Origin of the sequence: Leisingera sp. ANG-M6 (genome assembly GCF_000813905.1) — a bacterium.
Taxonomy (GTDB): Bacteria; Pseudomonadota; Alphaproteobacteria; order Rhodobacterales; family Rhodobacteraceae; genus Leisingera.
The window spans coordinates 43,053-69,111 of the sequence record NZ_JWLG01000010.1; the positions used below are offsets into that span (position 1 = coordinate 43,053).

Sequence of the window (26,059 nt, forward strand, 5' to 3'; positions counted from 1 at the left end):
CCTTGGTCTTACCGCTCCCACAGGAACTTATGTGCTAGAAAACTGCGGCGATGGCAACCGTCAGGGCCAGCGCAAGCGCCCAGGTTTGCCAAAGGAGCGCAACGGAACGGGTGATGGTTTCGGCGCTGGCGCTTTTGGTGCCCTTGGCGTGCACCCAGGCGAAATCGCGCATTTCGCCGTCATAGGAGCGGGGGCCTGCCAGCGATGTGTCCAGCGCCCGCGCCATCGCGGCCTCCGGCCAGCCGGCATTGGGAGAACGGTGCTTGCGCGCATCCCCGGCAATGGCACGCCAGTGGCGCAACTGGCCGCCGGCCGCGGCGATCATCAACCCGGTCAGGCGGGCCGGGATCAGGTTCAGCAGGTCGTCCAGCCGGGCGGCGGCCCAGCCAAAGTCCCGGTAGCGGTCGTTGCGGTAGCCGATCATGCTGTCGGCGGTGTTGACCATCTTGTAGATGATCAGCCCCGGCAGCCCGGCGATCAGAAACCAGAAGGCAGGCGCAATGACGCCATCCGACAGGTTCTCAGCACCGCTTTCGATGGCGGAGCGCGCGGCCTGCGGTGCGGTCATGGCACCAGTGTCGCGGCTAACGATCATGGCCACGGCCTGGCGGCCCTCCTCCAGGCTGCTGCGCAGGCCCTTGGCAACCGCGGCAACATGTTCGGTCAGGGACCGCTGGGCGATCAGGACGGCCGCCACCAGGATTTCGACCAGTGTACCGGGCAGGGCCAGCAGCTTGCCCGCGATGAGGCCTGCCAGAACCAGGGCCGCTGCCGCAAGCACGCCGTTGAGGCGGCGGCTGGGGCCGGTGTTGAGCTTACGGTCAAGGAAACCGACCAGCCTGCCCATCAGCACCGCAGGGTGGGTCAGGCGCGACCACAACCATCTCGGCTCGCCCAGGACGGCGTCCAGCAGCAGGGCAACGGCAAGCATTCCGGCGGTGGTCACAGCGCGGCCTCCAGCCGGCCCCAGCCGTCCGCAGGCGGCAAGCCAAGGCGCAGGAAAGTCTTGGAATAGGGGAAAATGCGGCTCCAGATATGGGCGCGGGCCAGCTTTTGCTGCCAGGCAGCGGCATCATCCACATGGTAAAGCCGGAACAGGTCGGTGCCGCCGGCCAAGCTGGCACCCTTGGCGAGCACAAGTTCGTCCAGCCGGGCGGCATCCTGATGCAGACGGGTGCGGGTGGCTTCGGCCCAGGCATTGTCCTGCAAGGCCAATGTGCCGGTGCGCAGGGCCGGGCCGGAGACCGCCCAGGGGCCCTGCCAGGTGGCCAGCTGCGCAATCAGCTTGGGGTCGCCGATGGCAAAGCCCAGCCGCATCCCGGCCAGGCCCCAGAATTTGCCAAAGCTCTTCAGCACGACAACGCCGGGGCGGGCAGCCATGCGGATCAGGCTTTCACCCGGGCACACATCGCAGAAGCTTTCGTCGATGATCGTCAGCGGCGCGGTAAGCTCGTCCTCGCGCCACATCCGGCCATCCGGGTTGTTGGGATGCACCGCCACCTTGGCCTCGGCAGGCCCATGCACCCGGACAATCCAGCCGCGGGCCTCAAATGCGGCGGCGTGTTCGTTGTAGGTGGGCTTGGTGATCTGCACCCAGCGCGGCTCGGCCAGCGCAGGCAGGGCGGCAATCAGCGCAGAGGCGCCGGGGGCGGCAAGAACAGCGGCCTCCTCCGGGATATTCCAGAAGCTGCGGGCGGCCTGTTCCAGACCGGCCAGCGCATCCGCATCCGGCAGCGCGCCCCAGTCACCGGCGCTGAACTGCGGCAGCGGATAGGGGTGCGGGTTGATGCCGGTGGAAAGGTCGATCCAGCCATCGCGGCTGCCGCCGAATTCGGCAATGGCGGCGCTCAGATTGCCGCCGTGATCGCGGGGCTGGGTTGCGGGGTCGTGAGAGAGGTCATGCATCGCGGTCGCCACCGGTGAGAGTTCACACCGGCCACTGCCGGCTGCCATCTGAGACACTGCGCGTATTAACCTATGCTGTGCGGGGCGTGAACTCCCTATTTACGGTGGTGCAGACGCAATCGCGTGAGTCAGCCGCGTCCGTGCGGTTCCTGCCAGTTGATATCCGGGTTGGTGGGGATGATCCGATGCGGATTGATGGTGTCATGGCTGTAATAATAGTGGCGCACGATGTGCTGCATGCCGACCGTCTCCGCCACACCCGGCCACTGGTGCAGCTCGCGGGTGTAGGCCCAGAGGTTCGGGTAATCCATCAGCCGTTTGCGGTTGCACTTGAAGTGGGTGTGATAGACCGGATCGAAACGCAACAGGGTGGTGAACAGCCGCCAGTCGGCCTCGGTGATGCGCTCACCCAGCAGGTAGCGGTGCTGCGACAGCAGATCTTCCAGCCAGTCCAGGCTTTCGAACAGCGGCGCGACGGCCTCGTCATAGGCTTGCTGCGTGGTGGCAAAGCCGCATTTGTAAACACCGTTGTTGATGGTGCTGTAGACGCGGGCATTCACGGCCTCGATCGGCTCGCGCAGCTCTTCCGGCCAGAAGTCATCGCTGTTGCCGGTGATCCCGTCAAAGGCCGAGTTGAACATGCGGATGATCTCGGCACTTTCGTTGGAGACGATGGTGTTCTGCTCCTTGTCCCACAGCACCGGCACCGTCACCCGGCCGGTGTATTCCGCATCGGCGCGGGTGTAGACTTGGTGCAGGTGCGAACTGCCGAACAGGCCGTCGCCGGTGGCGCCATGTTCGTCGGTTTCAAAGGTCCAGCCTTCGCCCAGCATGTCGGGGTGCACGACAGAGACAGAGATATGCTCTGCCAGCCCCTTCAGCTGGCGGAAGATCAGCGTGCGGTGCGCCCAGGGGCAGGCAAGCGAGACATAAAGATGGTAACGCCCGCTTTCCGCCGGGAAGCCGCCTTTGCCTGACGGGCCCGGGCTGCCGTCGGCGGTGATCCAGTTGCGGAACTGCGATTCGCTGCGCTTAAAGGCGCCACCGGTAGAGTCGGTGTCATACCACTGGTCGTGCCATTTCCCGTCGATCAAAAGGCCCATCGCGTCTGCTCCTGCTGCTGTGCAGGGCAAACATATGCGGGCAAGGCACCTGCGCCTATGCAGGCCAGCGCGCAGGCCTTCTGCACTCCTGCACAGCAGCAACAAAATTGCGCGGCCGTCAAATTTTCGAAAATGTTCACTTGATTTTATATATTTGTGACGCACCGTTGAAAGAAGGACCCGTGTAAACCGATGCATTTGGAAGGCCGCTGACATGAACACCTACGTACCCAAAGCCGTGCAGGAAGCGCTGGACACCGCCCGCCTGCAGGGGATGCGGCGCAAGAGCCGTTTGCGGGTGATGGCGGATAATGAGCTCTATCCGGTGCTGCGGCTGTGGAAGACCGGTTTCTCGGTCGAGGCGGAAACCGCACCGATGCTGCGCGGGCTGGTTGATATCTACGACGGCGCCCGTCATGTGTCGCAATGCCTGATCGTGGCTGGCGAAGAAGAGGGCGGCGAGATGCGCTATGAATTCAAGCGCTCGACCCCTGCCGCGGACAAGGCGCCGGTGGATTTCTACAAGTCGCCGGACGCGCCTGCGGGGCTTATCCCTTTCGACCAGTCGCAGGGCAAGATTTGAAGCGGTTCAGGGGCGGATTTCAACCTCAATTCCTATCTCTGCCAGGCGCCAGAGCGTTTCCATCTGTTCATTACTGACAGCGATGCATCCGGCGGTCCAGTCGCCGGGTAGGGTGACCAGATTGCCCACTGCATTGGGCTGCCCGTGGATAAAAATATCGCCGCCCGGGCTAACACCTGCCGCCTGCGCGCGGGCACGGTCATCGGGCTGCGGATAGTTGATTCCCAGCGACAGGTGATAGGCGCTGTTAGGATTGCGCCGGTCGATCCGAAAGATGCCCTCCGGCGTCTTGCCGTCGCCTTCCTGTTCCTTATCACCAGCGGGGGCAAAGCCAAGCGCGATAGGGAACTCCAGGACCGTTTCGCCATCCCGGCTGGCGGTCAGTCGGCGGGCGGATTTCTCGATCAGGATACGGTCGATCCGGTCCACCGCCGCAGATTGCGGCGGCGGTGCTGGGCGCGGGGCAAAGGCCTGCCAGGCCATCCAGGCAACGCCGGTCAGGAGGACCAGCGCCAAGAGGCGCAGCAGGCGCTTCATGCTTATTGCAGGTCCGAGAATGCTGCGGTCAGCCGGCGGCAGGCTTCCTCCACCCGCGACCGCTGGGTTGCCAGGTTGAAACGCTCCATGAGTTCGCCGCCGGTGCCGAAACCATCGCCAGGAGAGGTGGCGATTTTCGCGTCTTCGCGCAGGCGCTTGATGAATTCTTCGCGGCTCATGCCCGTCCCGGAGAAATCGACCCAAGCCAGGTAAGTGGAGGCCAGCGGCAGGGATTTGAGGCCGGGAAGGGCGTTGACCGTCTCGTCAAACAGTTTCCGGTTGCCTTCCAAATGCGCGATCTGTGCGTCGACCCACTCTGCCCCTTCGGGCGAATAGGCGGCCATGATCATCGCCACGCCGAGGCCGCTGGGATCATAATCCAGCGTGGCCTGGCGGTGCCGCATGGCTGCGCGCAGGTCCGGATCGGGGATGATCATGTTGCCAGTGCGCTGGCCTGCGATGTTGAAGGTCTTGGAGGGCGCGGTCAGGGTCACGGTCCAGGGCCGAGCGTCCAGCGCGGCCACGTCCATCGGCACAAAGGTGCTGCCCGGATAGACCAGATCGTGGTGGATTTCATCCGAGACCAGGATCAGCCCGTTGCGCTTGGCGAATTCGGCCACCGCGCGCAGTTCCTCCGGCGTCCAGACCCGGCCCGAGGGGTTCTGCGGAGAGCACCACAGCAGCAGCTTCTCCGTCCCGTTCAGGCGCGATTGTGCATCGTCCAGGTCCAGATTGTAGGTGTCGCCGTCCCGTGCCAGCGGGCATTCGGACACCTTGCGGCCCGCCTTGTTCACCTTGTGGGCAAACTCATGATAGACGGGCGAGAAGATCACCACGCCGTCGCCTGGCTGGCTCCAGACATCGAGGCAAAGCGCGATGGCGTTGCCGAGACCTTGGGATGTCAGGATCCAATCGGTCTCAATGTCCCAGCTGTGGCGGTTCTTCATCCACCATTGCACCGCCTGCAGATACTCGGGGTGCTGCCAGGAGTAGCCGAACACGCCATGCTCCGCGGCCTTTTTGACGGCCTCGATCACGCAGGGCGCGGTTTCATAGTCGGAGTCCGCCGTCCACATCGCCAGGCCATCCTCAGGGGACACGCCGAACAGCTGCTCCATCTTGTCCCATTTCGAACTGTGGGTGCCGCGGCGGTCTGTGGGTTTGTCAAAATTCATGTGGTGAACTCCCGTATGGTTGCAGCGAAGCTAATCGCTGCAGCGGCACGCGCAAGGGGGGCGTTGCGATGGGGCGGCTGATCGCATACATGAAACGCATGAAACGACCGATCCTGATCCATCCCGATCCCCGCCTGAAAAAGGTTTGCGTGCCCGTGCCGGACCTGAGCGATGACTTGCGCGTGCTGGCGGACGACATGCTGGAAACCATGTACGCCGCGCCCGGCATTGGCCTGGCAGCGCCGCAGATCGGCATCCTGCAGCGGCTGATCGTGCTGGATTGCGTTAAGGAAGAGGATGGCGACCCGCGCCCTCTGGTGATGTTCAACCCTCAGATCATTTCTTCCTCGGACGAGACCAACGTCTATGAGGAAGGCTGCCTGTCGATCCCGGATCAATACGCCGAGGTCACCCGCCCCAAGGTGGTGGAGGTCGAATGGATGGACCGCGACGGCAACGCGCAGCGCGAAACCTTTGACGGCTTGTGGGCGACCTGCGTGCAGCATGAGATCGACCATCTGAACGGCAAGCTGTTCATCGATTACCTGAAGCCGCTGAAGCGCCAGATGATCACCCGCAAGATGCAGAAGCTGAAGCGCGAACGCGCCCGCGCCTGAGGAAATACCAGACATGACCGTCCGCACCTGCCTGCCCTGGCCCGACAAGCGCCTGCGCACCAAGGCTGATGAGGTGACAGAGATCACCGACGAGATCCGCGAAATCTGGAACGACATGGTCGACACGATGGAGGCAATGCCGGGTGTGGGTCTGGCCGCCAATCAGATTGGCGTGATGCTGCGGCTGGCCGTCGTGGACGGCTCCACCGAGCGCGGCCGCGCGGTGAAGCTGGCGAACCCGGAGATCCTGCACGCCTCGGTCGAGCTGCGCGAGCATGACGAGGCCAGCCCGAACCTGCCCGGCGTCTCCGCCAAGATCAAACGTCCGCGTGCGGTGACCGTCCGCTTCATCAATGAGCAAGGTACGGTGGACCGAAAGGATTTCGTCGGTATCGAGGCGACCTCGGTGCAGCACCAGATCGACCACCTGAATGGCAAGATGTATTTTGACCGCCTCAGCAAGGTGAAACGCGACATGCTGATCCGCAAGGCGAAGAAGCTGAACGGCTGAGGCTGATCTAAATTCCCGGATCGCCTGCGGTCCGGTTCGCGCCCTGGCAGCAGGCTGCCCGGCAATCGGGGCAGGGATTTGTGGGCAGATTGCCCACCCTACGGAGGCATTAATGCGCATTATCTTCATGGGAACGCCCGACTTTTCAGTGCCGGTGCTGGATGCTTTGGTGGAGGCCGGGCACGAGATTGCCGCCGTTTATTGCCAGCCGCCCCGGCCTGCGGGCCGCGGCAAGAAGGACCGTCCAACCCCTGTCCACGCCCGCGCCGCGGCCTTGGGGCTGGAGGTGCGCCACCCGGTCTCGCTGAAAGGCGCGGAGGAGCAAGAGGCCTTTGCCGCTTTGAATGCAGATGTGGCGGTGGTCGTGGCCTATGGCTTGATCCTGCCGCAGGCGGTGCTGGACGCGCCCGCGCATGGCTGCCTCAACATCCACGCCAGCCTTTTGCCGCGCTGGCGCGGTGCGGCGCCGATTCACCGCGCGATCATGGCGGGCGACGCCGAAACCGGCGTCTGCATCATGCAGATGGAGGCGGGGCTCGACACAGGTCCGGTGCTGCTGCGTGAAGCGACCGCAATTGGCATGGAAGAAACAACCGCGCAGCTGCACGACAGGTTGTCTGCAATGGGTGCAGCGCTGATCACCGAAGCCTTGAGCCGCCTGCCGGAGCTGACACCGGAAGTGCAGCCGGAAGATGGCGTCATTTATGCCGAAAAGATCGACAAGGCGGAGGCGCAGATCGACTGGACGCGTCCGGCGGCGGAGGTTGACCGCAAGATCCGCGGCCTGTCGCCCTTCCCCGGTGCCTGGTGCGAGATCGAAGGCCAGCGGGTCAAGCTGCTGGCCTCACGGCTGGCGGAGGGGCAGGGCGCGCCCGGAGAGGTGCTGGACGACAGCCTGATCGTGGCGTGCGGCGAGGGAGCAGTGCAGCTCTTGCGCTTGCAACGGGCGGGCAAAAGCGCGCAGGATCCCGATGTATTCCTGCGCGGCTTCCCGGTTCCCAAGGGCAGCCGCCTGTAACCGGAGGGTCTGATGCCCATCATTGCCCTGATCATCATCGGCGCCGCGGCAGGCTTTCTGGCAACCAGGCTGATGAAACTCGAAACCGATATCATCACCACGGTCTGCATCGGTATGGCCGGGGCACTGATCGGCGGATTGGTGCTGCGCGCACTGCTGGCGGTGATGGGCTTCATGGCCGGTTTCATAGGCGCGGTGCTGGGCGCCTTGGTTTTGATCTGGCTCTGGCAGAAATACGTCCAGCGCTAGACGCCTTTCCTAGCTGCGCGGCGGGCGGCTTTTGTAGACCGGCAGGTGCCAGCCAAACAGGATGGAGCCTGCCCGCAGCACCCAGCAGACCCCGGCGCAGGCCAGCAGCGCGAACTTCAGCTCAAACCCCAGCCAGATGGCCGCAACGGCAGTGATGGCGCCTGCCATGGCGCAGGTGATGTAAAGCTCGCCCTGTTTCAGCACCAGCGGCACCTCGTTGCAGACCACGTCGCGCATCAGCCCGCCCATGGTGCCGGTGGCCATACCCATCAGCACGACGATCACCGGCGGGCTGTCCAGCGAGATCGCGGCACCGGTGCCGGCAGGTACAGCAATGGCAAGGGCAAAGCTGTCGAGCCAGACCACCCAGCGCAGGCGGCTTTCCAAGAGATGCGCAGTGAAGAACACCGCCACGGCGGCCAGCGCGGCCAGCAGGATGTAGTTGGGGTTGCCGATCCAGAACACCGGGTTGCGGTCCAAGAGCAGATCGCGCAACGTGCCGCCGCCAAGCGCGGTCAGGCAGGCAACAAAGGCAAAGCCGACAATATCCAGCTGCGCCCGGCTGGCGACCAGCGCGCCGGAAAGGGCAAAGACCAGCACCGAGGCATAGTCCAGCAGCGCCAGAAAGGTCATACGGCAACCCTGCGCATCAGGCGCTTTTCTTCTTCTTGAAGGGCGCCATGCCTGCGCGCGCCAGCTCATCCGCGCGCTCGTTTTCAGGGTGGCCTGCGTGGCCCTTGACCCATTCCCAGGTCACCTTGTGGCGGGCTTGCGCTTCGTCCAGGCGCTGCCACAGCTCGACATTCTTCACGGGTTTCTTGCTGGACGTCTTCCAGCCGTTCCTTTTCCAGCCGAAGATCCAGCCGGTGACGCCGTTCTTCACATAGGCCGAGTCGGTGACCACGGTGATGGTGGACGGCCGCGCCAGGCTTTCCAGCGCGTTGATTGCGGCCAGCAGTTCCATCCGGTTGTTGGTGGTCTCCGCCTCGCCGCCGCTCAGTTCTTTTTCTTTGACGATGGTGTCACCGTCCATGGCGCGCAGCAGAACACCCCAGCCGCCGGGGCCGGGATTTCCAGAGCAGGCGCCGTCGGTATAAGCAAATAATTCAGGCATGCGCCGTCAGTACTACGAACTCCTGGGCAGTGCCAGCCAGTCCTTTGCCTGTCCCGCGGCGGGCGCCGAGCAGGGTGAAGCCGGCGGTTTCGAGTTTTTCGCGCAGCTCGTCCTCGCTGTAGTACGCATAGAACCTGCCCAGCTCGTCGCGGCCTTCGCTCTCGCCCAGTTTCATTGCCAGGCATAGCGTGCCGCCTTCGGTCAGCGCCCGGCGGAGGGCGGTCAGGTGAACGGAAAGTTCCTCCCGCGGCACATGCAGCAGGCTGAAATAGGCCCAGATGCCGTCAAACACCGCCTCTGCATCCAGCGCGTGAAACCCGGCGGTAATGACCTCAATCCCATAGGCCGCGCGAGCCGCCTCTGCCATTTCCGGCGAGGCATCAAGCGCAGCTACCCGAAAGCCGGCATCCCGGAAACGCGCAGCCCAATGGCCGGGGCCGCAGCCAAGGTCCAGCAATGTGCCGCCTTCGGGCAGTCGTGCAGTGAAGGCCTGAAAATCAGCCTCCTCCCCCGGGTCCGTTTTGCCGGTGAAAAGCTCGGCGTAATCCGCCGCGCGGTCGTCGTAGACGCTGATGGTTCTGTCATCACTCATCTGGATCTCTCCCGGGCCGGGTCAGGCGCGTTCCATGGCCAGCCGGGCGGCAAGGCCCGCAAAGACGGCCGCAAAGCCGCGGTTCAGCCACTTCAGCACCCGCTCGCTGTTCAAGAGGTAAGTGCGGGCCTGGGCGGCAAACAGCCCGTAGAGCACGAAGATGGCAAAGGTCATCACCATGAACACCAGTCCGAGTACCGACATTTCCAGCGTGGCGCTGGCGGGATTGCCGCTCAGGAACGGTGGCAGCAGGGCCAGGAAGAACACCGACAGTTTGGGGTTCAGGATGTTGATCAGCGCGCCGCGCCAGGCGATTTTCCAGCCGGGCTGGCTGGTGCGTTTCGAGGACACAGCCAGCGCGCCGCCGCTGCGCAGCGCCTGCCAGGCGAGGTACAGGAGATAGGCCACGCCCGCGGCCTTGACGATCTGGAACAAGAGGGCAGAGCTGTGCAGCACCGCCGCCAGCCCCAGCGTGGCCGCGGCCAGATGCGGAAGGATACCGAAGGTGCAGCCGATTGCGGCCCAGATGGAAGCGCGCCAGCCCTGGCCGAGACCAAGCGCCAGCGTGTAGATGACACCTGTGCCGGGCGCGAGGACGACGACAAAGGCGGTAATCAGAAAGTGCAGCGTGATCATCAAAATGGCTCCAGAAATAATGCCCGGGACCTTAGGCCTACCACGCTTCGCCCGAAGCGGGTGTAATTTCTGTCACTTAGTATGCACTCTGGTCTGTGCGCTCACGCAGGCTGCCGCAGCACGCGGGGCACCTTGAATTCCACGGTTTCCACCGCGGTCTCCACGACTTCCACGGTCACCTCATAGCGCTCCCGGAAAGCGTCGATCACCTCGTTGACCAGCAGCTCCGGGGCCGAAGCGCCGGCGGTGATGGCAACCGAGCGGATGCCTTCGAGCGCGCGCCAGTCGATGTTCTCGGCACGCTGCACCAGCTGGGCATACTCGCAGCCGTTCTTAGCCCCGACTTCGACCAGGCGGCGGGAGTTGGAGGAATTCGGCGCGCCGACTACCAAGAGGGCGTCGGCCTTGGGCGCCACCGATTTCACCGCCTCCTGACGGTTGGTGGTGGCATAGCAGATGTCTTCCTTGTGCGGGCCGATGATGTTGGGGAACCGCTCTTCCAGCGCCGCAACGATGCCCTTGGTGTCATCGACCGACAGGGTGGTCTGGGTTACATAAGCCAGCCGGTCCGGATCACGCACCTCAACCGTCGCCACGTCTGCGGCGGTCTCAACCAGCAACACCTCGCCCTCAGGCAGCTGGCCCATGGTGCCGATGGTTTCGGGGTGGCCCTTGTGGCCGATCATGATCATCTGCAGCCCGGCCTCGGCGTGGCGCTGGGCCTCGATGTGCACCTTGGAGACCAGCGGGCACGTGGCATCGACATAAATCATCTCGCGTGCTTCGGCCGCGGCGGGCACAGATTTCGGCACCCCGTGCGCGGAGAAGATCACCGGGCGGTCATCCGGGCATTCATCCAGCTCCTCGACAAATACCGCGCCTTTTTCGCGCAGGCTGTCGACCACGAATTTGTTATGCACGATTTCATGGCGCACAAAGACCGGCGCGCCCCATTTGCCGATCGCCATTTCAACGATTTTGATCGCGCGGTCCACGCCGGCGCAGAAGCCGCGCGGCGCGGCGAGGTAAAGGGTCAGGGCTGGCTTGGTCATGGGCGTCTCCTTGCGCGCCAGAGGTAAGCGCTTCGAGCGGCAAGGTCCAGTGCCGCGGGCGCCTCACGCGAGTGTGATTTCAGCTTCCAGCGCCGGAAGGCGGCAGATGGTTCTATGGCACGCCAGGACGGGAGGCAGAAATGATACGGGCATTCACACGGGCTGCGGTTTTGGTGCTAGCGGGCGAAGCTGGTTTTGGCATTGCCTCCGCAGGCGCCACGCCTGCAAGTATCCTGCCGTATGATGATCCGGCTGAGGTTGAAGCAGGCAGCGCGGTCTATGAGGAAAACTGCGCCAGCTGTCATGGCGGCGACCTGCAGGGGGAGGCTGACTGGCAGGCGCGGGACGGCGAGGGCTATCTGCCCGCGCCGCCCTTGGACGGGACCGGTCATGCGTGGCACCATCCGGATGAGCAGTTGCTTGAAGTGGTCAGGAAAGGCGTGGCGGCAATTGCTGGCGGTGGCTACAAAAGCCGCATGGAGGGCTTCGGCGGCGTGCTGAGCGACGCGGAACTGCGTCAAGTGCTCGCCTATGTCAAAAGCCGCTGGCCCGCAGATGTCATCGCGCGCCACAACCAGATCAACAGCCAGGGTCACGCGCACGACTAAGTGTTTCCGGAACAGGCGCCACCCCATCTGATGCCTGTTCCGGTTTGTTTCCAGCGTCTCCGGTCAGCCGTGGGCGGCTGTTGCGGAACGCGGTTCGCTCTGCTCGCGCGGCGGGCGGCCGATCACGTCGCGCAGCTCTTCCAGCTCGATGAAATTGTCGGCCTGGCGGCGCAGGTCGTCAGAGATCATCGGCGGCTGGCTGCGGATGGTCGAGACCACCGAAACGCGCACGCCCTGGCGCTGCAGGCTGGCAATCAGCGGGCGGAAGTCCCCATCGCCCGAGAACAGCACGATATGGTCCACCCGCGGTGCCAGCTCCATGGCATCGACGGTCAATTCGATGTCCATGTTGCCTTTGACTTTGCGGCGGCCCATGCTGTCGGTGTATTCCTTGGCCGGTTTGGTGACCATGGTGAAGCCGTTGTAATGCAGCCAGTCGACTAGAGGCCGGATCGGTGAATACTCGTCGTTCTCGAGCAGAGCGGTGTAATAAAAGGCCCGCAGAAGCTTGCCGCGGCGCATGAATTCCTGCCGCAGAAGCTTATAGTCGATATCAAACCCGAGCGCCTTGGCCGCGGCGTACAGGTTTGACCCGTCTATGAACAGCGCGAGCCGTTCGTCCTTGTAAAACATCAAAATTTTCCTTCCGGTATATCCGTCTCGGCCGGGGGTTCCGTGAGTGAATGCTTGAAATCGGCGAAACGGGTAGACTTAATGTAAGTTATTTGTCATTTGCCGCAAGTATACTGTCCGTTTGAATAGGGTCAAAGATGGCCGTAAACCGCAAAACGGCGCTGATTGCTCTTGGCGGCAACCTGCCAGCTGACGCTGATGCGCCTCAGATCACCCTGTCAAAGGCCATCCGGGCGCTGCAGTCGGAGGAGATTTCCCTGCGCTGCGTGTCGCGGTTCTTTCAAACCCCCTGTTTCCCGGCCGGCGCCGGGCCGGACTATGTGAACGCTGCGGTTTCCCTGGAAACCGCGCTGTCCGCAGGTGACCTTCTGGCGCGGCTGCATCAGGTCGAGGCGCAGTTCGCACGGGTGCGGGAGCAGCGCTGGGGGATGCGGACGCTGGATCTGGACCTGGTGGACTATGACGGCGCCGTGCTGCCCGATGCGGCGGCCTATGCCCGCTGGCAGGGGTTGCCATTGGAGCAACAGATGCAGGAAGCACCGGGGCAGCTGATCCTGCCGCACCCGCGCATCCAGGACCGGGCCTTTGTGCTGGTGCCGCTGACCGACATCGCGCCGCGCTGGCGCCACCCGGTGCTGCAGAAAACCGTGACAGAGATGCTGGCGGAGCTGCCAGCGCAGGACGTGGCCGAAGTGACTCCGCTCTGAGCCGCGCAATGCGGTGTTTTCCGCCCTTGTCAAGAGAAAGATATGGGCGTAAATGTCTGCCTTCTGGACCAGGAATGATATGGAGAGTCGCTGATGGCCCGCGTGACGGTTGAAGATTGCGTCGATAAAGTGCCCAACCGCTTTGAGCTGGTGATGCTGGCTGCGCATCGTGCCCGCGAGATCTCGGCAGGTGCCCCGATCACCGTCGAGCGCGACAACGACAAGAACCCGGTTGTGTCCCTGCGTGAAATCGCCGACGAGACCCAGAGCGCCGACGACCTGCGCGAGCGCCTGATCGAGAGCAACCAGACCCAGATCGAAGTTGACGAGCCGGAAGAAGATTCTATGGCTCTGCTGATGGGCGCTGACAACGACAAGCCGGCTGACGATGACATGTCGGAAGAGAAACTGCTGCGCGCACTGATGGAGGCCCAGGGCCAGGGCTGAGGCGCGCGTCTGGACTATTGAGGCTGCGGACCGGACATGATTTCCCCTGACGACCTGATTGCTCTGGTCCGCAACTACAATCCCAAAACAAACGCGGACAGGATCGCGGACGCCTTTGCGTTTGGCGAGCAGATGCATGACGGGCAGTTCCGCCACTCGGGCGAGCCGTATTTCACGCATCCGGTGGCGGTGGCCGCCATCCTGACCGAACAGCGCCTGGATGATGCAACCATCATCACCGCGCTGCTGCACGACACCATCGAAGACACCAAAGCCAACTACGAGGAAGTCTCCCGCCGTTTCGGCGAAGAGGTGGCGATGCTGGTCGATGGTGTCACCAAGCTGACCAACCTGCAGCTTTCCAGCCGTGAGACCAAGCAGGCGGAGAACTTCCGCAAACTGTTCATGGCGATGTCCAAGGACCTGCGGGTCATTCTGGTCAAGCTCGCCGACCGCCTGCACAACATGCGCACCATCAAGGCGATGCGCCCGGAGAAGCAGGCCCAGAAGGCGCGCGAGACGATGGACATCTATGCGCCGCTGGCAGGCCGCATGGGTATGCAGTGGATGCGCGAAGAGCTGGAGGACTTGGCCTTCCGCGTGCTGAACCCGGAAGGCCGCCAGTCGATCATCCGCCGCTTTGTGACCCTGCAACGCGAAACCGGCGACGTGATCCACCGGATTACCGGTGATATGCGGCTGGAACTGGAAAAAGCGGGCATAGAGGCAGAGGTCTTTGGCCGCGCCAAGAAACCCTATTCGATCTGGCGCAAGATGCAGGCCAAGGATCAGGGCTTTTCGCGGCTTTCGGACATATATGGCTTCCGGGTGATCACCCTGTCCGAAGAGGATGCCTACCGCGCGCTGGGCGCCATCCACCAGCGCTGGCGGGCCGTGCCGGGCCGGTTCAAGGACTACATCAGCCAGCCGAAATCCAACGGCTACCGGTCGATCCACACCACCGTGTCGGGCCGTGATGGCAAACGGGTGGAGGTGCAGATCCGCACCCGCCAGATGCATGATGTGGCGGAAACAGGCGTGGCGGCGCATTGGTCCTACCGGGACGGCGTGCGCACCGAGAACCCGTTTGCCGTCGACCCGGCAAAATGGATCGCCTCGCTGACTGAACAGTTCGACGCTGAGGACGATCACGACGAATTCCTCGAAGCTGTGAAGCTTGAGATGTATTCGGACCAGGTGTTCTGCTTCACCCCCAAGGGCGACGTGATCAAGCTGCCCAAGGGCGCGACGCCGATCGACTTTGCCTATGCCATCCATACCCGCATCGGCAGCTCCTGCGTCGGCGCCAAGGTGGACGGTATCCGGGTGCCCTTGTGGACCCGGCTGCGCAATGGCCAGTCGGTCGATGTGATCACCGCTGAGGGGCAGACCCCGCAGGTCAGCTGGCTGGAAATTGCCACCACCGGCAAGGCCCGCACCGCCATCCGCCGCGCCCTGCGCGAGGCGGACCGGGCGCGGTTCGTCAAGCTGGGCCACGAGCTGGCGCGCTCCGCCTTTGAGCACGTCGGCAAGAAGGCCACCGACAAGGCCCTGGAAACCGCCGCCCGCGCCCTGCGTGCCAGCGGCGTGGACGAGCTTCTGGCGCGGCTGGGCGCAGCGGAAATCACTGCGCATGATGTGGTGCAGTCGGTCTACCCGGAACTGACCACAACCGGCGATGGCGACGAAATCTCTCCGCGCCGTGCAGTGATCGGCCTTGAGCCAGGCCAGAGCTTTGAGCGCGCAACCTGCTGCCAGCCGCTGCCGGGCGAGCGCATCATTGGCATCACCTACCGCGGCCGCGGGGTGGTGGTGCACGCCGCTGATTGCGACAAGCTGGGCGAATTCGAGGACCAGCCGGAGCGCTGGATGGACGTCCAGTGGCACAGCGGCACCCACCCGGCCGCCTATGGCACCACGCTGGAATTGACCATCGGCAATGACGCTGGCGTGCTGGGACGCATTTGCACATTGATTGGCGAGAAAAAGGCCAATATCTCGGACCTGGAATTTGTAGACAGGAAACCAGACTTTTACCGGCTCATGATCAATGTGGAGCTGCGGGATGTGGAGCAGCTGCACTCGCTGATGCTGACGCTCGAAGCAGAAAGCGATGTCGCCGCGGTGGCGCGGTTCCGGGAAAAGCCGGAAGAGCGCCACTTTCCGGGGTAAACCGCTGAAACTCTGAGCCGGGAACTGGGCCGGGAACTGGGAAGGACGGACAGCTTTGGTATTCAGGCGCCGGGACAGACGTCCGCCCCTCCGGGCGCTGGCGGACTTCCTCTGGCCGCGCGGCGGCTGGGGGCGGGCGTTCCTGTATGTAAAGCACCGGGTCCGGCGCCTGCCCGATTCGCCCGAACGCATCGCCCGCGGCATCTGGGCGGGGGTGTTCACCACCTTCACGCCATTCTACGGCCTGCATTTCTTTGTCGCTGCAATCATTGCGCGGATGATGAACGGCAATATCCTGGCCTCGCTCAGCGCCACGTTCTTTGGCAATCCGCTGACCTATGTGCCGATTGGCGTCGCGTCGCTGCAGACCGGGCATTGGCTGTTGGGGACGGAGTTTGACCAGGAAGTCGACAAATCCCTGGTGGGCAAGTTCCTGGCTGCTGGCGGTGATCTGAAGGACAACCTGATTGCGCTGTTCATGGACCGCCCTGCCGACTGGCAAGGGCTGCACCTGTTCTACAATGAGGTGTTCTATCCCTACATGATCGGCGGGGTGATCCCGGGCATCATCTGCGCAACTGTCTGCTATGTGCTCAGCCTGCCGGTGATCCGGGTCTACCAGCAGCGCCGCCGGGCCAAGATCAAGGCCAAGTTCGAGGCCATCAAGAAACGCGCCGAGGTCGACACCGGGCTTTAAGGCGTCTGCCTGATTGTACCATTATTGCCTGCAGGCTTGCTCTTGCAGTTTGTCTGTCTAGTCTTTGAGACAAGGCTTTGACTTCAGACAGATGAGAGTGCTCTCATGACAGACAATCAGCTGCGCCTGGGCGTGAACATCGACCACGTCGCCACCGTGCGCAATGCCCGCGGCGGCGCCTATCCGGATCCGGTCCGCGCCGCAAAGCTGGCCGAAGATGCCGGCGCAGACGGCATCACTGCACATCTGCGTGAAGACCGCCGTCATATCACCGACAGCGATATTGATGCGCTGATGGAGGCGCTGAGCGTACCGCTGAACTTTGAGATGGCCGCGACGGAAGAAATGCAGAAGATCGCCCTGCGCCACAAACCGCACGCAGTCTGCATCGTGCCGGAAAAGCGCGAGGAGCGTACCACCGAAGGCGGGCTGGAAGTGGCGCGCGAGGAAAACCGCCTCGCCCATTTCATCGCTCCGTTGCGGGATGCCGGCTGCCGCGTGTCGATTTTCATCGCCGCTGACCGGAAACAGATCGACGCCGCACACCGCATCGGCGCGGAGGTAATCGAACTGCACACCGGAGCCTATTGCGACTATCACGCCGAAAGCCGGTTTGAAGACCGCGACCGCGAGCTGGAGGCGCTGCGCGAGATGTCTGCCTATGCCCATTCGCTGGGACTGGAAGTGCACGCGGGTCACGGGCTGACCTATGACACCGTGCAGCCGGTTGCGGCCTTCCCGGAAGTGCGCGAGCTGAATATCGGCCACTTCCTGATCGGCGAGGCGATCTTTCGCGGGCTCACCCCGGCAGTGCAGGAAATGCGCCGCCTGATGGACGCCGCGCGCGGCTGACAGCGGTCAGCCAGAAACGGGCCGGGGCAAGGCATATCACTGCCCCGGGCCAGATTAACTCCCGCAGATCAGGTCATTCCAGCTTGCCGGGCAGGCTCAGGTCGCCAGAAGCGATATCGAACACATCCGTCACGCACAACAGCGGCGCGTGGATGTTCGCATTGACCTTCAACCCGGCCGTCACCCCGTCAAATGCCAGCGCCTCTTCTGTCAGTGGAACCGTCAGGCTGACTTCTTTGCCGTTCAGGACCGGAGAATAGCCGGGGCTGTCGATGTAGAGCGGCAGTCCCGGCCAGGTCGGCGGCAGCGCCGGGGTGGCACCTTCGGGGATGTCCTTGACCGACAGCATGCCTTCGCCGCAGCCATCGTTAGGGGTCAGCACCACCCAATGGCTGTGCCAGCCGGCACCATCGTTGGCCAAATCGCCATCGCCGTTTTCGTCGAACAGCGGCGTGTCGTCAAAGTCCGGATGCGCGGTGGCAACCAGCGCCAGCGTGCCGCTGCCGGCTTCAAAACCCGCGGCTGAGGGATCCAGCGACAGCGGCCAGACATAGGCCTGCACCCCGGCACCACCCAAGGAGCCAGTGGCAGGTGGCACGGAGCTGCCGGCCTCTCCCCCGGTTTCCATCCGGAACGTGACATGCCCGCCAGTGCGGCTGGCATGAACGCTGCGGATGTCAGTGTCCGGCGCTATCCCCTCCTTGGCGTCCGACAGCAGCGGTTCTGCATGGGTTGCAGCGTGGCTGCCGCCGGCCTGTGCCGCTTGCCCCGCACCCAGAGCGGCAATCGCCGCCAGATAATATGCGAATTTCATTTCAACCTCCTTGGTGTCGACTCGATGCCATTTGATAGTGTCGAGTCGAAAGTATTGCAATGGTAATTTTGACTCGCTATCAAGCTTGCATGACTGCGGCACATGAAATCGCCAGCCTCCTCGACCGGCTCTCGCGCCTGCATGGCACCGGGCGCCGGGCTGCCGGGCTCAACCCGGCGCAGGCGTCGGCGCTGGATTATCTGGCGCGGGCCAACCGGTTCTCCCGGACCCCGTCGGCGGTGGCCGACTACCTGTCAGCAACCCGCGGCACGGTCTCCCAGACGCTGAAGTCGCTGGCTGCCAAGGGTTTGGCGCAAGAGGGGCCAGGCGGCAGCGACCGGCGCTCGCGGCGCTATGATCTCACGCCGCAAGGCCAAGCCGTGGCCGGGGCCCTGGACGCTGCACCGCAAGTGGACCTGCCAGCCAGCCAGATGGAAGAAGTCCGGGATGCGCTGCAGCAGCTGGTCAGGGGCATGATCGCGGCCCGCGGCGGGCGCAGTTTCGGTCTGTGCCGCAGCTGCCGGCATCACCGGGCGTCTGCTCAGGGCGCCCATTGCGCGCTGCTGGATGTGCCGCTTCGGGACGAGGAAACAACACAGATCTGCCAGGAGCATGAGCCGGGCAGGACGGAAAAGGCGCGGCCGGATGGCTGTGATGCCGGGGGGGAGTGAATATGCAGGTCAATCTAGTCCGTTACGGTCTTTGGTGGATGGGGGCTTCTGTTGCGATGCTGCTGGCAGGTATCCTGCTGGCGCAGTTTGGTATTGGCATGCCTGCCGGACTGGCAACAGTGCTGCCGCCGATGGTGGCGTCGGTCGTGGAGGGCATGCGCATTGCCCAGGCCACCCGCGCGCCACTGCCAGGCAGGGATGCCTGGCTCTGCGCCGCGGCAATGACTGGGGTGGTGGCGGTGCTGACCATTATCCAGCTGCCGCTCTACTGGAACAGTCCGATGGTAACTGAAGCGCGGCAGACAATTCCGTTTGTTTTCCTCGCCGGGATCTTCCTGCTGCTGCTGGCGGTCATCCTGATGGTCAACCGGCTGTTCCTGGGCCATGGCATCAAACTGGGTCTGAAACGGCTGGAAGAATGATCCTGGGCATCGGAACCGACCTCGCCAATATCGAACGCATTCAACGCACGCTGGACCGGTTCGGCGACCGTTTCCGCAACCGTGTTTTCACCGAGGTGGAGCAGCGCAAGGCCGAGCGCCGCCGCGATGTGGCCGGCACCTATGCCAAACGCTGGGCCGCCAAGGAGGCCTGTTCCAAAGCACTGGGCACTGGCCTGCGCATGGGCATTGCCTGGAAGGACATGGCGGTCAGTAATCTGCGGACCGGCCAGCCGGTGATGCATGTGACCGGCTGGGCCGCCGAACGGCTGCAACAGATGACGCCGCCCGGCCATGAAGCGGTGATTCACGTGACACTGACCGATGATCACCCCTGGGCGCAGGCCTTTGTGCTGATCGAAGCACGCCCGATCCCGGCGAACCCGGCGGAATCATCCGCCGGAACTTGACTTGCCCCCCTCAGGCCCGCATGTAGCCCCGGACCCTGTTACCAAACCGGAGAGCCTGATGACGGCCAAAGCAAAGACCAGCAGTTCGATCATCGAGACGATCAAGACCGTCGTCTATGCGCTGCTGATTGCCGGTGTTTTCCGCACCCTGTTCTTCCAGCCCTTCTGGATTCCGTCCGGTTCGATGAAGGAAACCCTGCTGATCGGGGATTTCCTGTTCGTGAACAAGATGGCCTATGGATATTCCTACGCCTCCTGCCCCAGCCTCCGCTTTCCGGCAGTCGGGGTGAACATCGACGCCAAGAAAATCTGCGGCTTCCTGGACGGCGACAACACCCGCCTGATCGGCAGCGAGCCTGAGCGCGGCGATGTCGCGGTGTTCCGCCACCCTGTGAACGGCAACGACTTCATCAAGCGTCTGGTCGGCCTGCCGGGTGACAAGATCCAGATGAAGAACGGCGTTCTGTTCATCAACGGCGAGCCGGTGAAGCTGCAGGATGCCGGCGAATTCGAAGAAGTGATGGAGCAACAGGGCCCGCAAGGCTCGATGCCACGCTGTGAAAACGCGCCGGTGGGCCAGGGTGCCATTTGCAAGAAATCGCGCCAGATCGAAACCCTGCCCGGCGGCAATGAGCATACCGTGCTCAACATCACCAACCAGGGCGTCGACCACACCCGTGTCTACCATGTGCCCGAAGGCCATTACTTCTTCATGGGCGACAACCGGGACAACTCCTCGGACAGCCGCTTGCCGCAAACCGCGGGCGGGGTTGGGTTCGTGCCGTATGAAAACCTGATCGGCCGCGCCGACCGGATCATGTTCTCCTCCGCCGGGCGTTCCATGCTCTACTTCTGGACCTGGCGCAGCGACCGTTTCTTCAAGGGGATCCAGTGAAACTGTCCAAGGAACTGCGCGCGTTCGAGGATCGGATCGGGCATAAATTTGCCCGCCCCGACCTGCTGCAGCGTGCCGTGACTCATGCCTCCGTCTCCTCCTCTACCCGCAAGGACAACCAGCGGCTGGAGTTTCTGGGCGACCGGGTGCTGGGGCTGGTGATGGCCACAGCGCTTTTGGAGCACGACAAGACCGCCACTGAGGGTCAGTTGGCGCCGCGCTTCAATGCGCTGGTGCGCAAGGAAGCCTGCGCCGATGTCGCCAAGGAAATCGACCTGGGCGCGGTGCTGAAACTGGGCCGCTCCGAGATGATGTCCGGCGGGCGCCGCAAGCAGGCGCTCTTGGGCGACGCGATGGAGGCAGTGATTGCCGCGGTATACAAGGACGCGGGCTTTGACGCTGCGGCGGAGGTGATTCTGCGCCTGTGGGGCAGCCGCATCCACCAGGTCGAAACCGACGCACGTGACGCCAAGACCTCGCTGCAGGAATGGGCGCAGGCCCGCGGACAGAAGGTGCCTACCTACGTGGAGGTCTCCCGCAGCGGCCCCGACCACGCACCGGTCTTCACCATTGCCGCCCGTCTTGAAGACGGCACCGAGGCGCAGGCCACCGCAGGTTCCAAGCGGCAGGCCGAACAGGCCGCCGCCAAGGCGCTGCTGGAACAACTCGGCTGATCCGTCAGACCACCCGGATGTAACCGGCCAGACCGGTTTTCTGATGCTCGATCACATGGCAATGGAACGCCCATTCGCCGGGATTGTCGGCGACCAGGGCAATCTCGGCCACCTCATCCTTCAACAGCAGCAGTGTATCGGTCACCAGCGGCGGCAGTGTCCGCAGGTTGGAGCGGATCGGAACAAACGCCAGCCCGTGCAGATGGATCGGATGCAGGTTCGGCGATTCATTCCGCAGCCGCAAAACATAGCTCTTGCCGCGTTCCAGCACGGCCAGCGGCCCAGTACCCTTGGCCGCATCTCCGGCCCAGGGCGTGCGGTTGATCGACCAGAAACTGTAGCCCATGGAGCCGCAGTAGCCATCATTCGGCGGCCCGCCCTCCGGCGTCCAGCCAAAGACGAAATCATGCACCTCCGCCTTTGCCAGATCAGGCCGGGCAACCGGATTGGCAGGCAGCGGTTTCAGTTCCCGCAAGTCCCGTGCCAGGTCCGCGCCAACAGACCGCAGCCGCGCCATGGTGCGGGTGGGCTGGCCTGGAAGTTCTGCAAGCAGCTCCGCCGACTGCCCCTCGTCTGCTGGCATCCGCACTGCAAATTCCACCCGTTGTCCGGGGCCGACCAGCAACGGCTCCTCAGCTGAGGGCAGGGGCAGTTCAACCGCCACCGGATGCCCGTCCCAGGCAATTATCCGCGCCTGAGCGGTGCTGAGGTGCAGCTTGTAGATTCGCGTAGTGTCGGTGTTCACCACCCGCAGCCGAACCAAGCCGCCCGCAGGGTGATCATAAACCGGCGCCTGCAGCCAGTTTGCAGTCAGCACATTGCCGTGCGTCCCGCCGCGGGCCGCGCCGCGTGCAGTGTAATAGGGCAGGAACGCGCCCGCATCATCCAGCCGGAAGTCCCGCAGGTTAACTACCTGATCGGCGTCGAACCCGGGCTCCTCCGTTTCGCGGATCACCATCACTCCGGTCAGCCCATGCGCCATCTGCGCCATGGTCATGCAATGCGGGTGATACCAGTAGGTGCCGGCATCCGGCGGCGTGAACGTGTAGTCAAAGCTTTCGCCACCTGCGATCGGCATCTGGGTCAGGTACGGCACCCCGTCCATCGCGTTGGCAATCCGCAACCCGTGCCAGTGCATTGCGGTGTAGTCTTCGGTGCCATTCTCCACCCGCAGATGCATGGGCTTGCCCTGTGTGCCAAACAGAACCGGCGGCGGCGCGTCCGGCGACAGGCTCACCAGCCCTTCGGTCGGTGTTTCACGGAAAGCGAAACTGGCGGGCTGGATGGTCAGCCGCTGCGCCCCGCCGGTACCCGCCAAACCCCAGCTGCCTGCGCCAAGCGCCCCGGCAGATGCAGCAGTCCTAATCAGAAAATCCCGGCGGTTCATCAGGCTGGCCCCCTTGTGTGCTCTCGAAGAAAGGCCTGGCTGTCGAATTGGCTTGGCGCTGCGGTTTTCACACGGGATCTGCCACAGGTCTTTGACATAGGGCAAGCCTGTGAGATTGTGCCTGAAACCCGGTTTCAAAACGCCTCTGGCCCCTGTGGGTAAAATCCTGTAGGGGATCGGCTCTGCAAACAGGATGTGTATTGATGACCACACGCGCCGGATTCGTTGCCCTGATCGGAGAGCCCAACGCGGGCAAATCCACCCTTCTGAACCGCATGGTCGGGGCCAAGGTCTCGATCGTGACTCACAAGGTGCAGACCACCCGCGCCCGTATCCGCGGCGTGGCGATGGAGGGCGACGCGCAGCTGGTGTTTGTCGACACGCCCGGCCTGTTCAAACCCCGCCGCCGCCTGGACCGCGCCATGGTTGCCGCCGCCTGGGGCGGTGCCGCGGACGCCGATGTCGTCGTGCTGATGGTTGAGGCCCACCGCGGCATCACCGAAGGGGTTGAGACCATCCTCGAAGGCCTTGCCGAAATCGGCGAGGGCCGCACCGTGGCGCTGGCAATCAACAAGATCGACAAGGTGCCGGCCGAAAAACTGCTGGGCCTCACCCAGGACCTGAACAGCCGCTACACATTTGCCGAAACCTTTATGATCTCGGCAGAGCGCGGCCATGGCGTCGACGATCTGCGCCAGTGGCTGGCGGGCAAGCTGCCGGAAAGCCCCTGGCTCTACCCCGAGGATCAGATCGCCGACCTGCCAATGCGGATGATCGCGGCGGAAATGACCCGCGAGAAGCTGACGCTGCGCCTGCATCAGGAGCTGCCCTACCAGCTGACGGTTGAGACCGAAAAATGGGAAGAGCGCAAGGACGGCTCTGCCCGCGTCGACCAGATGATCTATGTGGTCCGCGACGGCCACAAGGGCATCGTGCTGGGCAAGCGCGGCGAGACCATCAAGTCCGTCTCCCAGGCCGCCCGTGCCGAGCTGGAGGAATTCCTGGGCCGCAAGGTGCATTTGTTTCTGCAGGTGAAGGTGCGCCCGAACTGGCTGGAAGAGGCTGAGCGCTATTCCGAAATGGGCCTCGACTTCAAGGACGGCAATTGAAGCGCCCCGTGCTTTTCACCTTTGTGAAAATACTCCCGCCGGAGGCTCCCGCAGGCTCCTTGAGCGCTGACGCAGGCGGGGGTGCGGCATGACCCGCCTCACCGCCCGCTTCTGGGTCGACGCCTATCTGGCCCGCCTTCGGTTCCAGGATATTCCGGCCTTCATCACCTCCCATGGCGACGACACTGCGGGCGCAGTGCTGGTCAAGCTCAACACGCTGGACGGCCAGGCCCGCGCCTTTCACCGCACCTATGACCTGATGAGCGGCGACCGCAAATGGGATGCGCTGGCCGAGGGGGCGGAGCCGGACGTCGATGCTTCAATAAACCGGCAGCGGAGCTTTGACCCTGACCTCTGGGTGATCGAGGTCGAGGACCGCCAGGGCCGCCACCTGCTGGACGAACCCGGCCTGGAATGACCCCGCCGCTTGCAGCCCGTCCGGCAATACGCTCTGGTAGGGCGGACCGCAGAACAGGGGGGGCCGGCTTTGGAGTGGCGTGATCACGGCATATTGCTTTCGGTGCGCCGCCACGGCGAAAGCTCGGCCATCATCGACGTTTTCACCGAAGAACACGGGCGCCACGCAGGCGTGGTGCGCGGCGGGGCCGGCCGCCGGATGGCACCGATCCTGCAACCCGGTGCACAGCTGGATGTGACCTGGCGAGCAAGGCTCGAGGACCATTTGGGCAGTTATCACGCCGAACCCCTGCGCAGCCGCGCCGCCGCAGCGCTCTCTGGCCGGCTGCCACTGGCCGGGCTCAACACAGTGACGGCGATGCTGTCCTTTTGTCTGCCAGAGCGCGAACCGCACGCCGGTCTCTATACCCGCAGTGAACAGCTGCTGGATCTTCTGGGCAACGAAGACCTCTGGCCGCTCGCCTACCTGCGCTGGGAAATGACGCTCCTGGAGGAGATGGGCTTTGGCCTCGACCTCACGGTTTGCGCCGTGACCGGCAGCCGGTTCGGGCTGGCCTATGTGTCGCCGAAAACGGGTCGGGCTGTTTCACGTGAAGGGGCCGGTGACTGGGCAGACCGGCTGCTGCCGCTGCCGCCGGTGATGCTGGGGCAGGGCGATGCAAACGACGCCGAAATCCTCCATGCCCTGCGCACCACAGGTCATTTCCTCGAGTCGCATCTGGCCCCGTCGCTGGGCAATCACCCACCGCCGGAGGCGCGCGCCCGGCTCATGGACCTGCTTAGCCGCCGTCTTTGAACAGCATCTCCCGGCCCGCGTCATTGCTGAGGATCAGCACATCGCCGGAAACCTCTGCCAGCGTCATCTCCTGCAGTGCTTTCAGAAAGGCGTCCTCTGCCTCCAGTTCCGGGCAGGCCATGCGCGTCACCGCCAGCGGCCCGGTTTCAAACCAGGGATAGGGCGCGGTCTGGCTGCCCAGGAAATTGTTGCAAGGCCCGCGCCCGGCGATCTTGCCCGGCTCCGGAAAGATGAGGGTCGCAGCGGCGGCAAAGGCGCTGCCATCAATGCTCTGCAACTTCCACTCTTTGCCCGCGGCGCCATAGGCAGACAGGCTTTCATCTCCGGTGCAGGCGGTTGGCAGCAGCAGGGACGCGATCAGGGCAGCACGCAGCATCTAGACCTCCGGCGGCAGTTTCTGATGCCACACTGAAGGGGTGCAGCAGTCAGCGCAAGGTCGCAAGTGCAAGCATTCGGGCGGGAAAACCGCGCGTTCGGGCCGGGGTTCTCTCAGTTCGTGCGGATGATCTCGGCCACCTTGCGGCCGATCTCGCTGCTCGCCTTGACTGACGGGTGGATCATGTCCAGCGCGTGGTAGGACCGGTCGCCGTAAGGCACCAAGTCCTTGTTTGACAGGAAGAAGATCCCCTCATCCAGCGCCGCCAGCCGCTCAATACGGGCCTCCAGCTCGTTGCCCTCATCCCGGCAATGTTCGATCATCGACCCCACGCCGGGGCTGCGCAGGTAGCCGACATAGATCACCTTGGCGCCGGACGCGCGCAGTTCTGCCAGCATCCCGGGGATTGCACCCTTGCGCCCGTCAGAGGCAATGAGCTTGTCCATTTTGCGGTTGCAGGCAAAGCAGCCGCAGCCAAGCCACAAGTCATTGCCGCCGCCGTTGACGATCACCCAGTCCCATTCGCCGGGCGTGTACTGCTTGCGGATGTTCATCCCAGCAGCGCCGGAAATGGGCAGCTTATAGATGATCCGCGCGGCGGAAACGGAACGGTCAACGACCGGTTCCTGCAATTCGCGGGCCACTGTGTCCGAAATGGATTTGCCGGCCAGGCTGTGCCAGGCCAGAAGCGAATCGCCCATCGCCAGAATACGGGGGGATTGTCCCTCCGGCACGGCGCCGCCGCAGGCGGAGATCAAAAACAGAACGGGCAGAATGAGGCAGCGAAACAGTGTCATGCACTCTTGTTAACCATGAATCGTTAAGGATCGAAGAACCTGTATTGGAAACAGACTTATTCCGC

General features: G+C 63.7%; 34 protein-coding genes. 19 read left to right on the top strand and 15 right to left on the bottom strand.

The window, feature by feature from the left end:
- Positions 1-34: 34 nt before the first annotated feature.
- The 3 genes from cbiB to RA24_RS08085 all read right to left on the bottom strand — a co-directional run bounded on the left by cbiB (position 35) and on the right by RA24_RS08085 (position 3,008).
- Complete coding sequence (gene cbiB / locus RA24_RS08075; RefSeq protein ID WP_039190904.1) at positions 35-946, bottom strand: adenosylcobinamide-phosphate synthase CbiB; 912 nt, start codon at positions 944-946, stop codon at positions 35-37.
- Complete coding sequence (locus RA24_RS08080) at positions 943-1,905, bottom strand: threonine-phosphate decarboxylase (RefSeq protein ID WP_082020337.1); 963 nt, start codon at positions 1,903-1,905, stop codon at positions 943-945. Before RA24_RS08080 ends, cbiB begins: the two co-directional genes overlap by 4 nt.
- Positions 1,906-2,033: 128 nt before the next feature.
- Positions 2,034-3,008, bottom strand: coding sequence for a glutathione S-transferase family protein (locus RA24_RS08085; protein WP_039190908.1), 975 nt, complete (start codon positions 3,006-3,008; stop codon positions 2,034-2,036).
- 214 nt (positions 3,009-3,222) lie between these two features.
- Here RA24_RS08085 and RA24_RS08090 point away from each other — a divergent pair, with 214 nt between their 5' ends.
- Positions 3,223-3,591: a hypothetical protein gene (locus tag RA24_RS08090; protein WP_039147151.1), complete on the top strand. Its 369-nt coding sequence runs from the start codon at positions 3,223-3,225 to the stop codon at positions 3,589-3,591.
- Between the two features lie 6 nt (positions 3,592-3,597).
- On the opposite strand, the gene RA24_RS08095 is transcribed toward RA24_RS08090, so the two are convergent.
- Both RA24_RS08095 and RA24_RS08100 read right to left on the bottom strand, forming a co-directional pair.
- On the bottom strand, positions 3,598-4,128 hold the full coding sequence (locus RA24_RS08095) for a L,D-transpeptidase family protein (RefSeq protein ID WP_039190910.1): 531 nt from the start codon (positions 4,126-4,128) through the stop codon (positions 3,598-3,600).
- A 2-nt stretch (positions 4,129-4,130) separates the two neighbouring features.
- Complete coding sequence (locus RA24_RS08100; RefSeq protein ID WP_039190911.1) at positions 4,131-5,303, bottom strand: MalY/PatB family protein; 1,173 nt, start codon at positions 5,301-5,303, stop codon at positions 4,131-4,133.
- A 98-nt stretch (positions 5,304-5,401) separates the two neighbouring features.
- Here RA24_RS08100 and def (RA24_RS08105) point away from each other — a divergent pair, with 98 nt between their 5' ends.
- From def (RA24_RS08105) to RA24_RS08120, 4 genes are all read left to right on the top strand, one after another.
- Positions 5,402-5,920: a peptide deformylase gene (def, locus tag RA24_RS08105; RefSeq protein WP_029204849.1), complete on the top strand. Its 519-nt coding sequence runs from the start codon at positions 5,402-5,404 to the stop codon at positions 5,918-5,920.
- A gap of 13 nt (positions 5,921-5,933) precedes the next feature.
- Positions 5,934-6,431, top strand: a complete 498-nt coding sequence (gene def / locus RA24_RS08110) for a peptide deformylase (protein ID WP_019296618.1) — start codon at positions 5,934-5,936, stop codon at positions 6,429-6,431.
- A 112-nt stretch (positions 6,432-6,543) separates the two neighbouring features.
- Entirely contained in the window at positions 6,544-7,449 is a 906-nt protein-coding gene (gene fmt / locus RA24_RS08115; RefSeq protein ID WP_039190913.1) for a methionyl-tRNA formyltransferase, read from the top strand.
- A gap of 12 nt (positions 7,450-7,461) precedes the next feature.
- Positions 7,462-7,698, top strand: coding sequence for a GlsB/YeaQ/YmgE family stress response membrane protein (locus RA24_RS08120; RefSeq protein ID WP_019296616.1), 237 nt, complete (start codon positions 7,462-7,464; stop codon positions 7,696-7,698).
- A 9-nt stretch (positions 7,699-7,707) separates the two neighbouring features.
- On the opposite strand, the gene RA24_RS08125 is transcribed toward RA24_RS08120, so the two are convergent.
- The 5 genes from RA24_RS08125 to ispH form a co-directional block, all read right to left on the bottom strand.
- On the bottom strand, positions 7,708-8,331 hold the full coding sequence (locus RA24_RS08125; protein ID WP_019296615.1) for a trimeric intracellular cation channel family protein: 624 nt from the start codon (positions 8,329-8,331) through the stop codon (positions 7,708-7,710).
- Positions 8,332-8,347: 16 nt separating this feature from the next.
- On the bottom strand, positions 8,348-8,812 hold the full coding sequence (gene rnhA / locus RA24_RS08130) for a ribonuclease HI (RefSeq protein ID WP_019296614.1): 465 nt from the start codon (positions 8,810-8,812) through the stop codon (positions 8,348-8,350).
- Complete coding sequence (locus RA24_RS08135) at positions 8,805-9,404, bottom strand: class I SAM-dependent DNA methyltransferase (protein WP_039190915.1); 600 nt, start codon at positions 9,402-9,404, stop codon at positions 8,805-8,807. The genes rnhA and RA24_RS08135 overlap by 8 nt, the downstream gene beginning before the upstream one ends.
- A gap of 21 nt (positions 9,405-9,425) precedes the next feature.
- On the bottom strand, positions 9,426-10,040 hold the full coding sequence (locus tag RA24_RS08140) for a LysE family translocator (protein ID WP_039190917.1): 615 nt from the start codon (positions 10,038-10,040) through the stop codon (positions 9,426-9,428).
- Positions 10,041-10,141: 101 nt separating this feature from the next.
- On the bottom strand, positions 10,142-11,092 hold the full coding sequence (ispH, locus tag RA24_RS08145) for a 4-hydroxy-3-methylbut-2-enyl diphosphate reductase (RefSeq protein WP_019296611.1): 951 nt from the start codon (positions 11,090-11,092) through the stop codon (positions 10,142-10,144).
- Between the two features lie 140 nt (positions 11,093-11,232).
- Here ispH and RA24_RS08150 point away from each other — a divergent pair, with 140 nt between their 5' ends.
- Positions 11,233-11,700 carry a c-type cytochrome gene (locus RA24_RS08150; RefSeq protein ID WP_039190919.1) on the top strand — a complete coding sequence of 156 codons (468 nt, stop codon included), beginning with the start codon at positions 11,233-11,235 and terminating at the stop codon, positions 11,698-11,700.
- A 63-nt stretch (positions 11,701-11,763) separates the two neighbouring features.
- Here RA24_RS08150 and RA24_RS08155 read toward each other — a convergent pair whose 3' ends face one another.
- Positions 11,764-12,333, bottom strand: a complete 570-nt coding sequence (locus RA24_RS08155) for a LabA-like NYN domain-containing protein (RefSeq protein ID WP_019296609.1) — start codon at positions 12,331-12,333, stop codon at positions 11,764-11,766.
- A 137-nt stretch (positions 12,334-12,470) separates the two neighbouring features.
- Between RA24_RS08155 and folK the strand changes: the two genes are divergently transcribed.
- The 5 genes from folK (at position 12,471) to RA24_RS08180 (ending at position 17,208) form a co-directional block, all read left to right on the top strand.
- Positions 12,471-13,040, top strand: coding sequence for a 2-amino-4-hydroxy-6-hydroxymethyldihydropteridine diphosphokinase (folK, locus tag RA24_RS08160; protein WP_019296608.1), 570 nt, complete (start codon positions 12,471-12,473; stop codon positions 13,038-13,040).
- A gap of 93 nt (positions 13,041-13,133) precedes the next feature.
- Positions 13,134-13,487 (top strand): DNA-directed RNA polymerase subunit omega, encoded by a 354-nt coding sequence (gene rpoZ, locus RA24_RS08165; RefSeq protein WP_019296607.1) that lies wholly within the window; start codon positions 13,134-13,136, stop codon positions 13,485-13,487.
- A gap of 36 nt (positions 13,488-13,523) precedes the next feature.
- On the top strand, positions 13,524-15,659 hold the full coding sequence (locus tag RA24_RS08170; RefSeq protein ID WP_019296606.1) for a RelA/SpoT family protein: 2,136 nt from the start codon (positions 13,524-13,526) through the stop codon (positions 15,657-15,659).
- Positions 15,660-15,714: 55 nt separating this feature from the next.
- The gene (locus RA24_RS08175; protein WP_019296605.1) at positions 15,715-16,356 is read left to right on the top strand and encodes a DUF2062 domain-containing protein; all 642 of its coding nucleotides are present in this window, start codon (positions 15,715-15,717) and stop codon (positions 16,354-16,356) included.
- Positions 16,357-16,461: 105 nt separating this feature from the next.
- On the top strand, positions 16,462-17,208 hold the full coding sequence (locus RA24_RS08180) for a pyridoxine 5'-phosphate synthase (RefSeq protein ID WP_039190921.1): 747 nt from the start codon (positions 16,462-16,464) through the stop codon (positions 17,206-17,208).
- A 73-nt stretch (positions 17,209-17,281) separates the two neighbouring features.
- Here the strand turns inward: RA24_RS08180 and RA24_RS08185 are convergent, their stop codons facing one another.
- A complete protein-coding gene (locus RA24_RS08185; RefSeq protein WP_039190923.1) occupies positions 17,282-18,022 on the bottom strand; it encodes a hypothetical protein in 741 nt (246 codons plus the stop codon).
- 89 nt (positions 18,023-18,111) lie between these two features.
- Here RA24_RS08185 and RA24_RS08190 point away from each other — a divergent pair, with 89 nt between their 5' ends.
- Genes RA24_RS08190 through rnc form a run of 5 tightly spaced genes read left to right on the top strand, consistent with a single transcriptional unit; the run spans position 18,112 to position 21,112 of the window.
- Complete coding sequence (locus tag RA24_RS08190; RefSeq protein WP_019296602.1) at positions 18,112-18,693, top strand: MarR family winged helix-turn-helix transcriptional regulator; 582 nt, start codon at positions 18,112-18,114, stop codon at positions 18,691-18,693.
- A gap of 2 nt (positions 18,694-18,695) precedes the next feature.
- On the top strand, positions 18,696-19,115 hold the full coding sequence (locus RA24_RS08195; protein WP_152612821.1) for an ABZJ_00895 family protein: 420 nt from the start codon (positions 18,696-18,698) through the stop codon (positions 19,113-19,115).
- Complete coding sequence (gene acpS, locus RA24_RS08200) at positions 19,112-19,543, top strand: holo-ACP synthase (RefSeq protein WP_039190927.1); 432 nt, start codon at positions 19,112-19,114, stop codon at positions 19,541-19,543. The genes RA24_RS08195 and acpS overlap by 4 nt, the downstream gene beginning before the upstream one ends.
- Before the next feature lie 58 nt (positions 19,544-19,601).
- Complete coding sequence (gene lepB, locus RA24_RS08205; RefSeq protein WP_039190928.1) at positions 19,602-20,438, top strand: signal peptidase I; 837 nt, start codon at positions 19,602-19,604, stop codon at positions 20,436-20,438.
- Complete coding sequence (gene rnc, locus RA24_RS08210) at positions 20,435-21,112, top strand: ribonuclease III (RefSeq protein WP_039190930.1); 678 nt, start codon at positions 20,435-20,437, stop codon at positions 21,110-21,112. Before lepB ends, rnc begins: the two co-directional genes overlap by 4 nt.
- 4 nt (positions 21,113-21,116) lie before the next feature.
- Here rnc and RA24_RS08215 read toward each other — a convergent pair whose 3' ends face one another.
- A complete protein-coding gene (locus RA24_RS08215; protein ID WP_039190932.1) occupies positions 21,117-22,499 on the bottom strand; it encodes a multicopper oxidase family protein in 1,383 nt (460 codons plus the stop codon).
- 203 nt (positions 22,500-22,702) lie between these two features.
- Between RA24_RS08215 and era the strand changes: the two genes are divergently transcribed.
- From era to recO, 3 genes are all read left to right on the top strand, one after another.
- Entirely contained in the window at positions 22,703-23,608 is a 906-nt protein-coding gene (gene era / locus RA24_RS08220) for a GTPase Era (RefSeq protein WP_019296596.1), read from the top strand.
- Between the two features lie 88 nt (positions 23,609-23,696).
- On the top strand, positions 23,697-24,026 hold the full coding sequence (locus tag RA24_RS08225; protein WP_039171487.1) for a DUF1491 family protein: 330 nt from the start codon (positions 23,697-23,699) through the stop codon (positions 24,024-24,026).
- Between the two features lie 69 nt (positions 24,027-24,095).
- Positions 24,096-24,821: a DNA repair protein RecO gene (gene recO / locus RA24_RS08230; RefSeq protein ID WP_039190933.1), complete on the top strand. Its 726-nt coding sequence runs from the start codon at positions 24,096-24,098 to the stop codon at positions 24,819-24,821.
- Here the strand turns inward: recO and RA24_RS08235 are convergent.
- Both RA24_RS08235 and RA24_RS08240 read right to left on the bottom strand, forming a co-directional pair.
- Positions 24,805-25,197 carry an META domain-containing protein gene (locus tag RA24_RS08235; RefSeq protein WP_039147111.1) on the bottom strand — a complete coding sequence of 131 codons (393 nt, stop codon included), beginning with the start codon at positions 25,195-25,197 and terminating at the stop codon, positions 24,805-24,807. The genes recO and RA24_RS08235 overlap by 17 nt on opposite strands.
- Before the next feature lie 113 nt (positions 25,198-25,310).
- A complete protein-coding gene (locus RA24_RS08240) occupies positions 25,311-25,994 on the bottom strand; it encodes an SGNH/GDSL hydrolase family protein (protein ID WP_039190935.1) in 684 nt (227 codons plus the stop codon).
- Between the last annotated feature and the right edge of the window lie 65 nt (positions 25,995-26,059).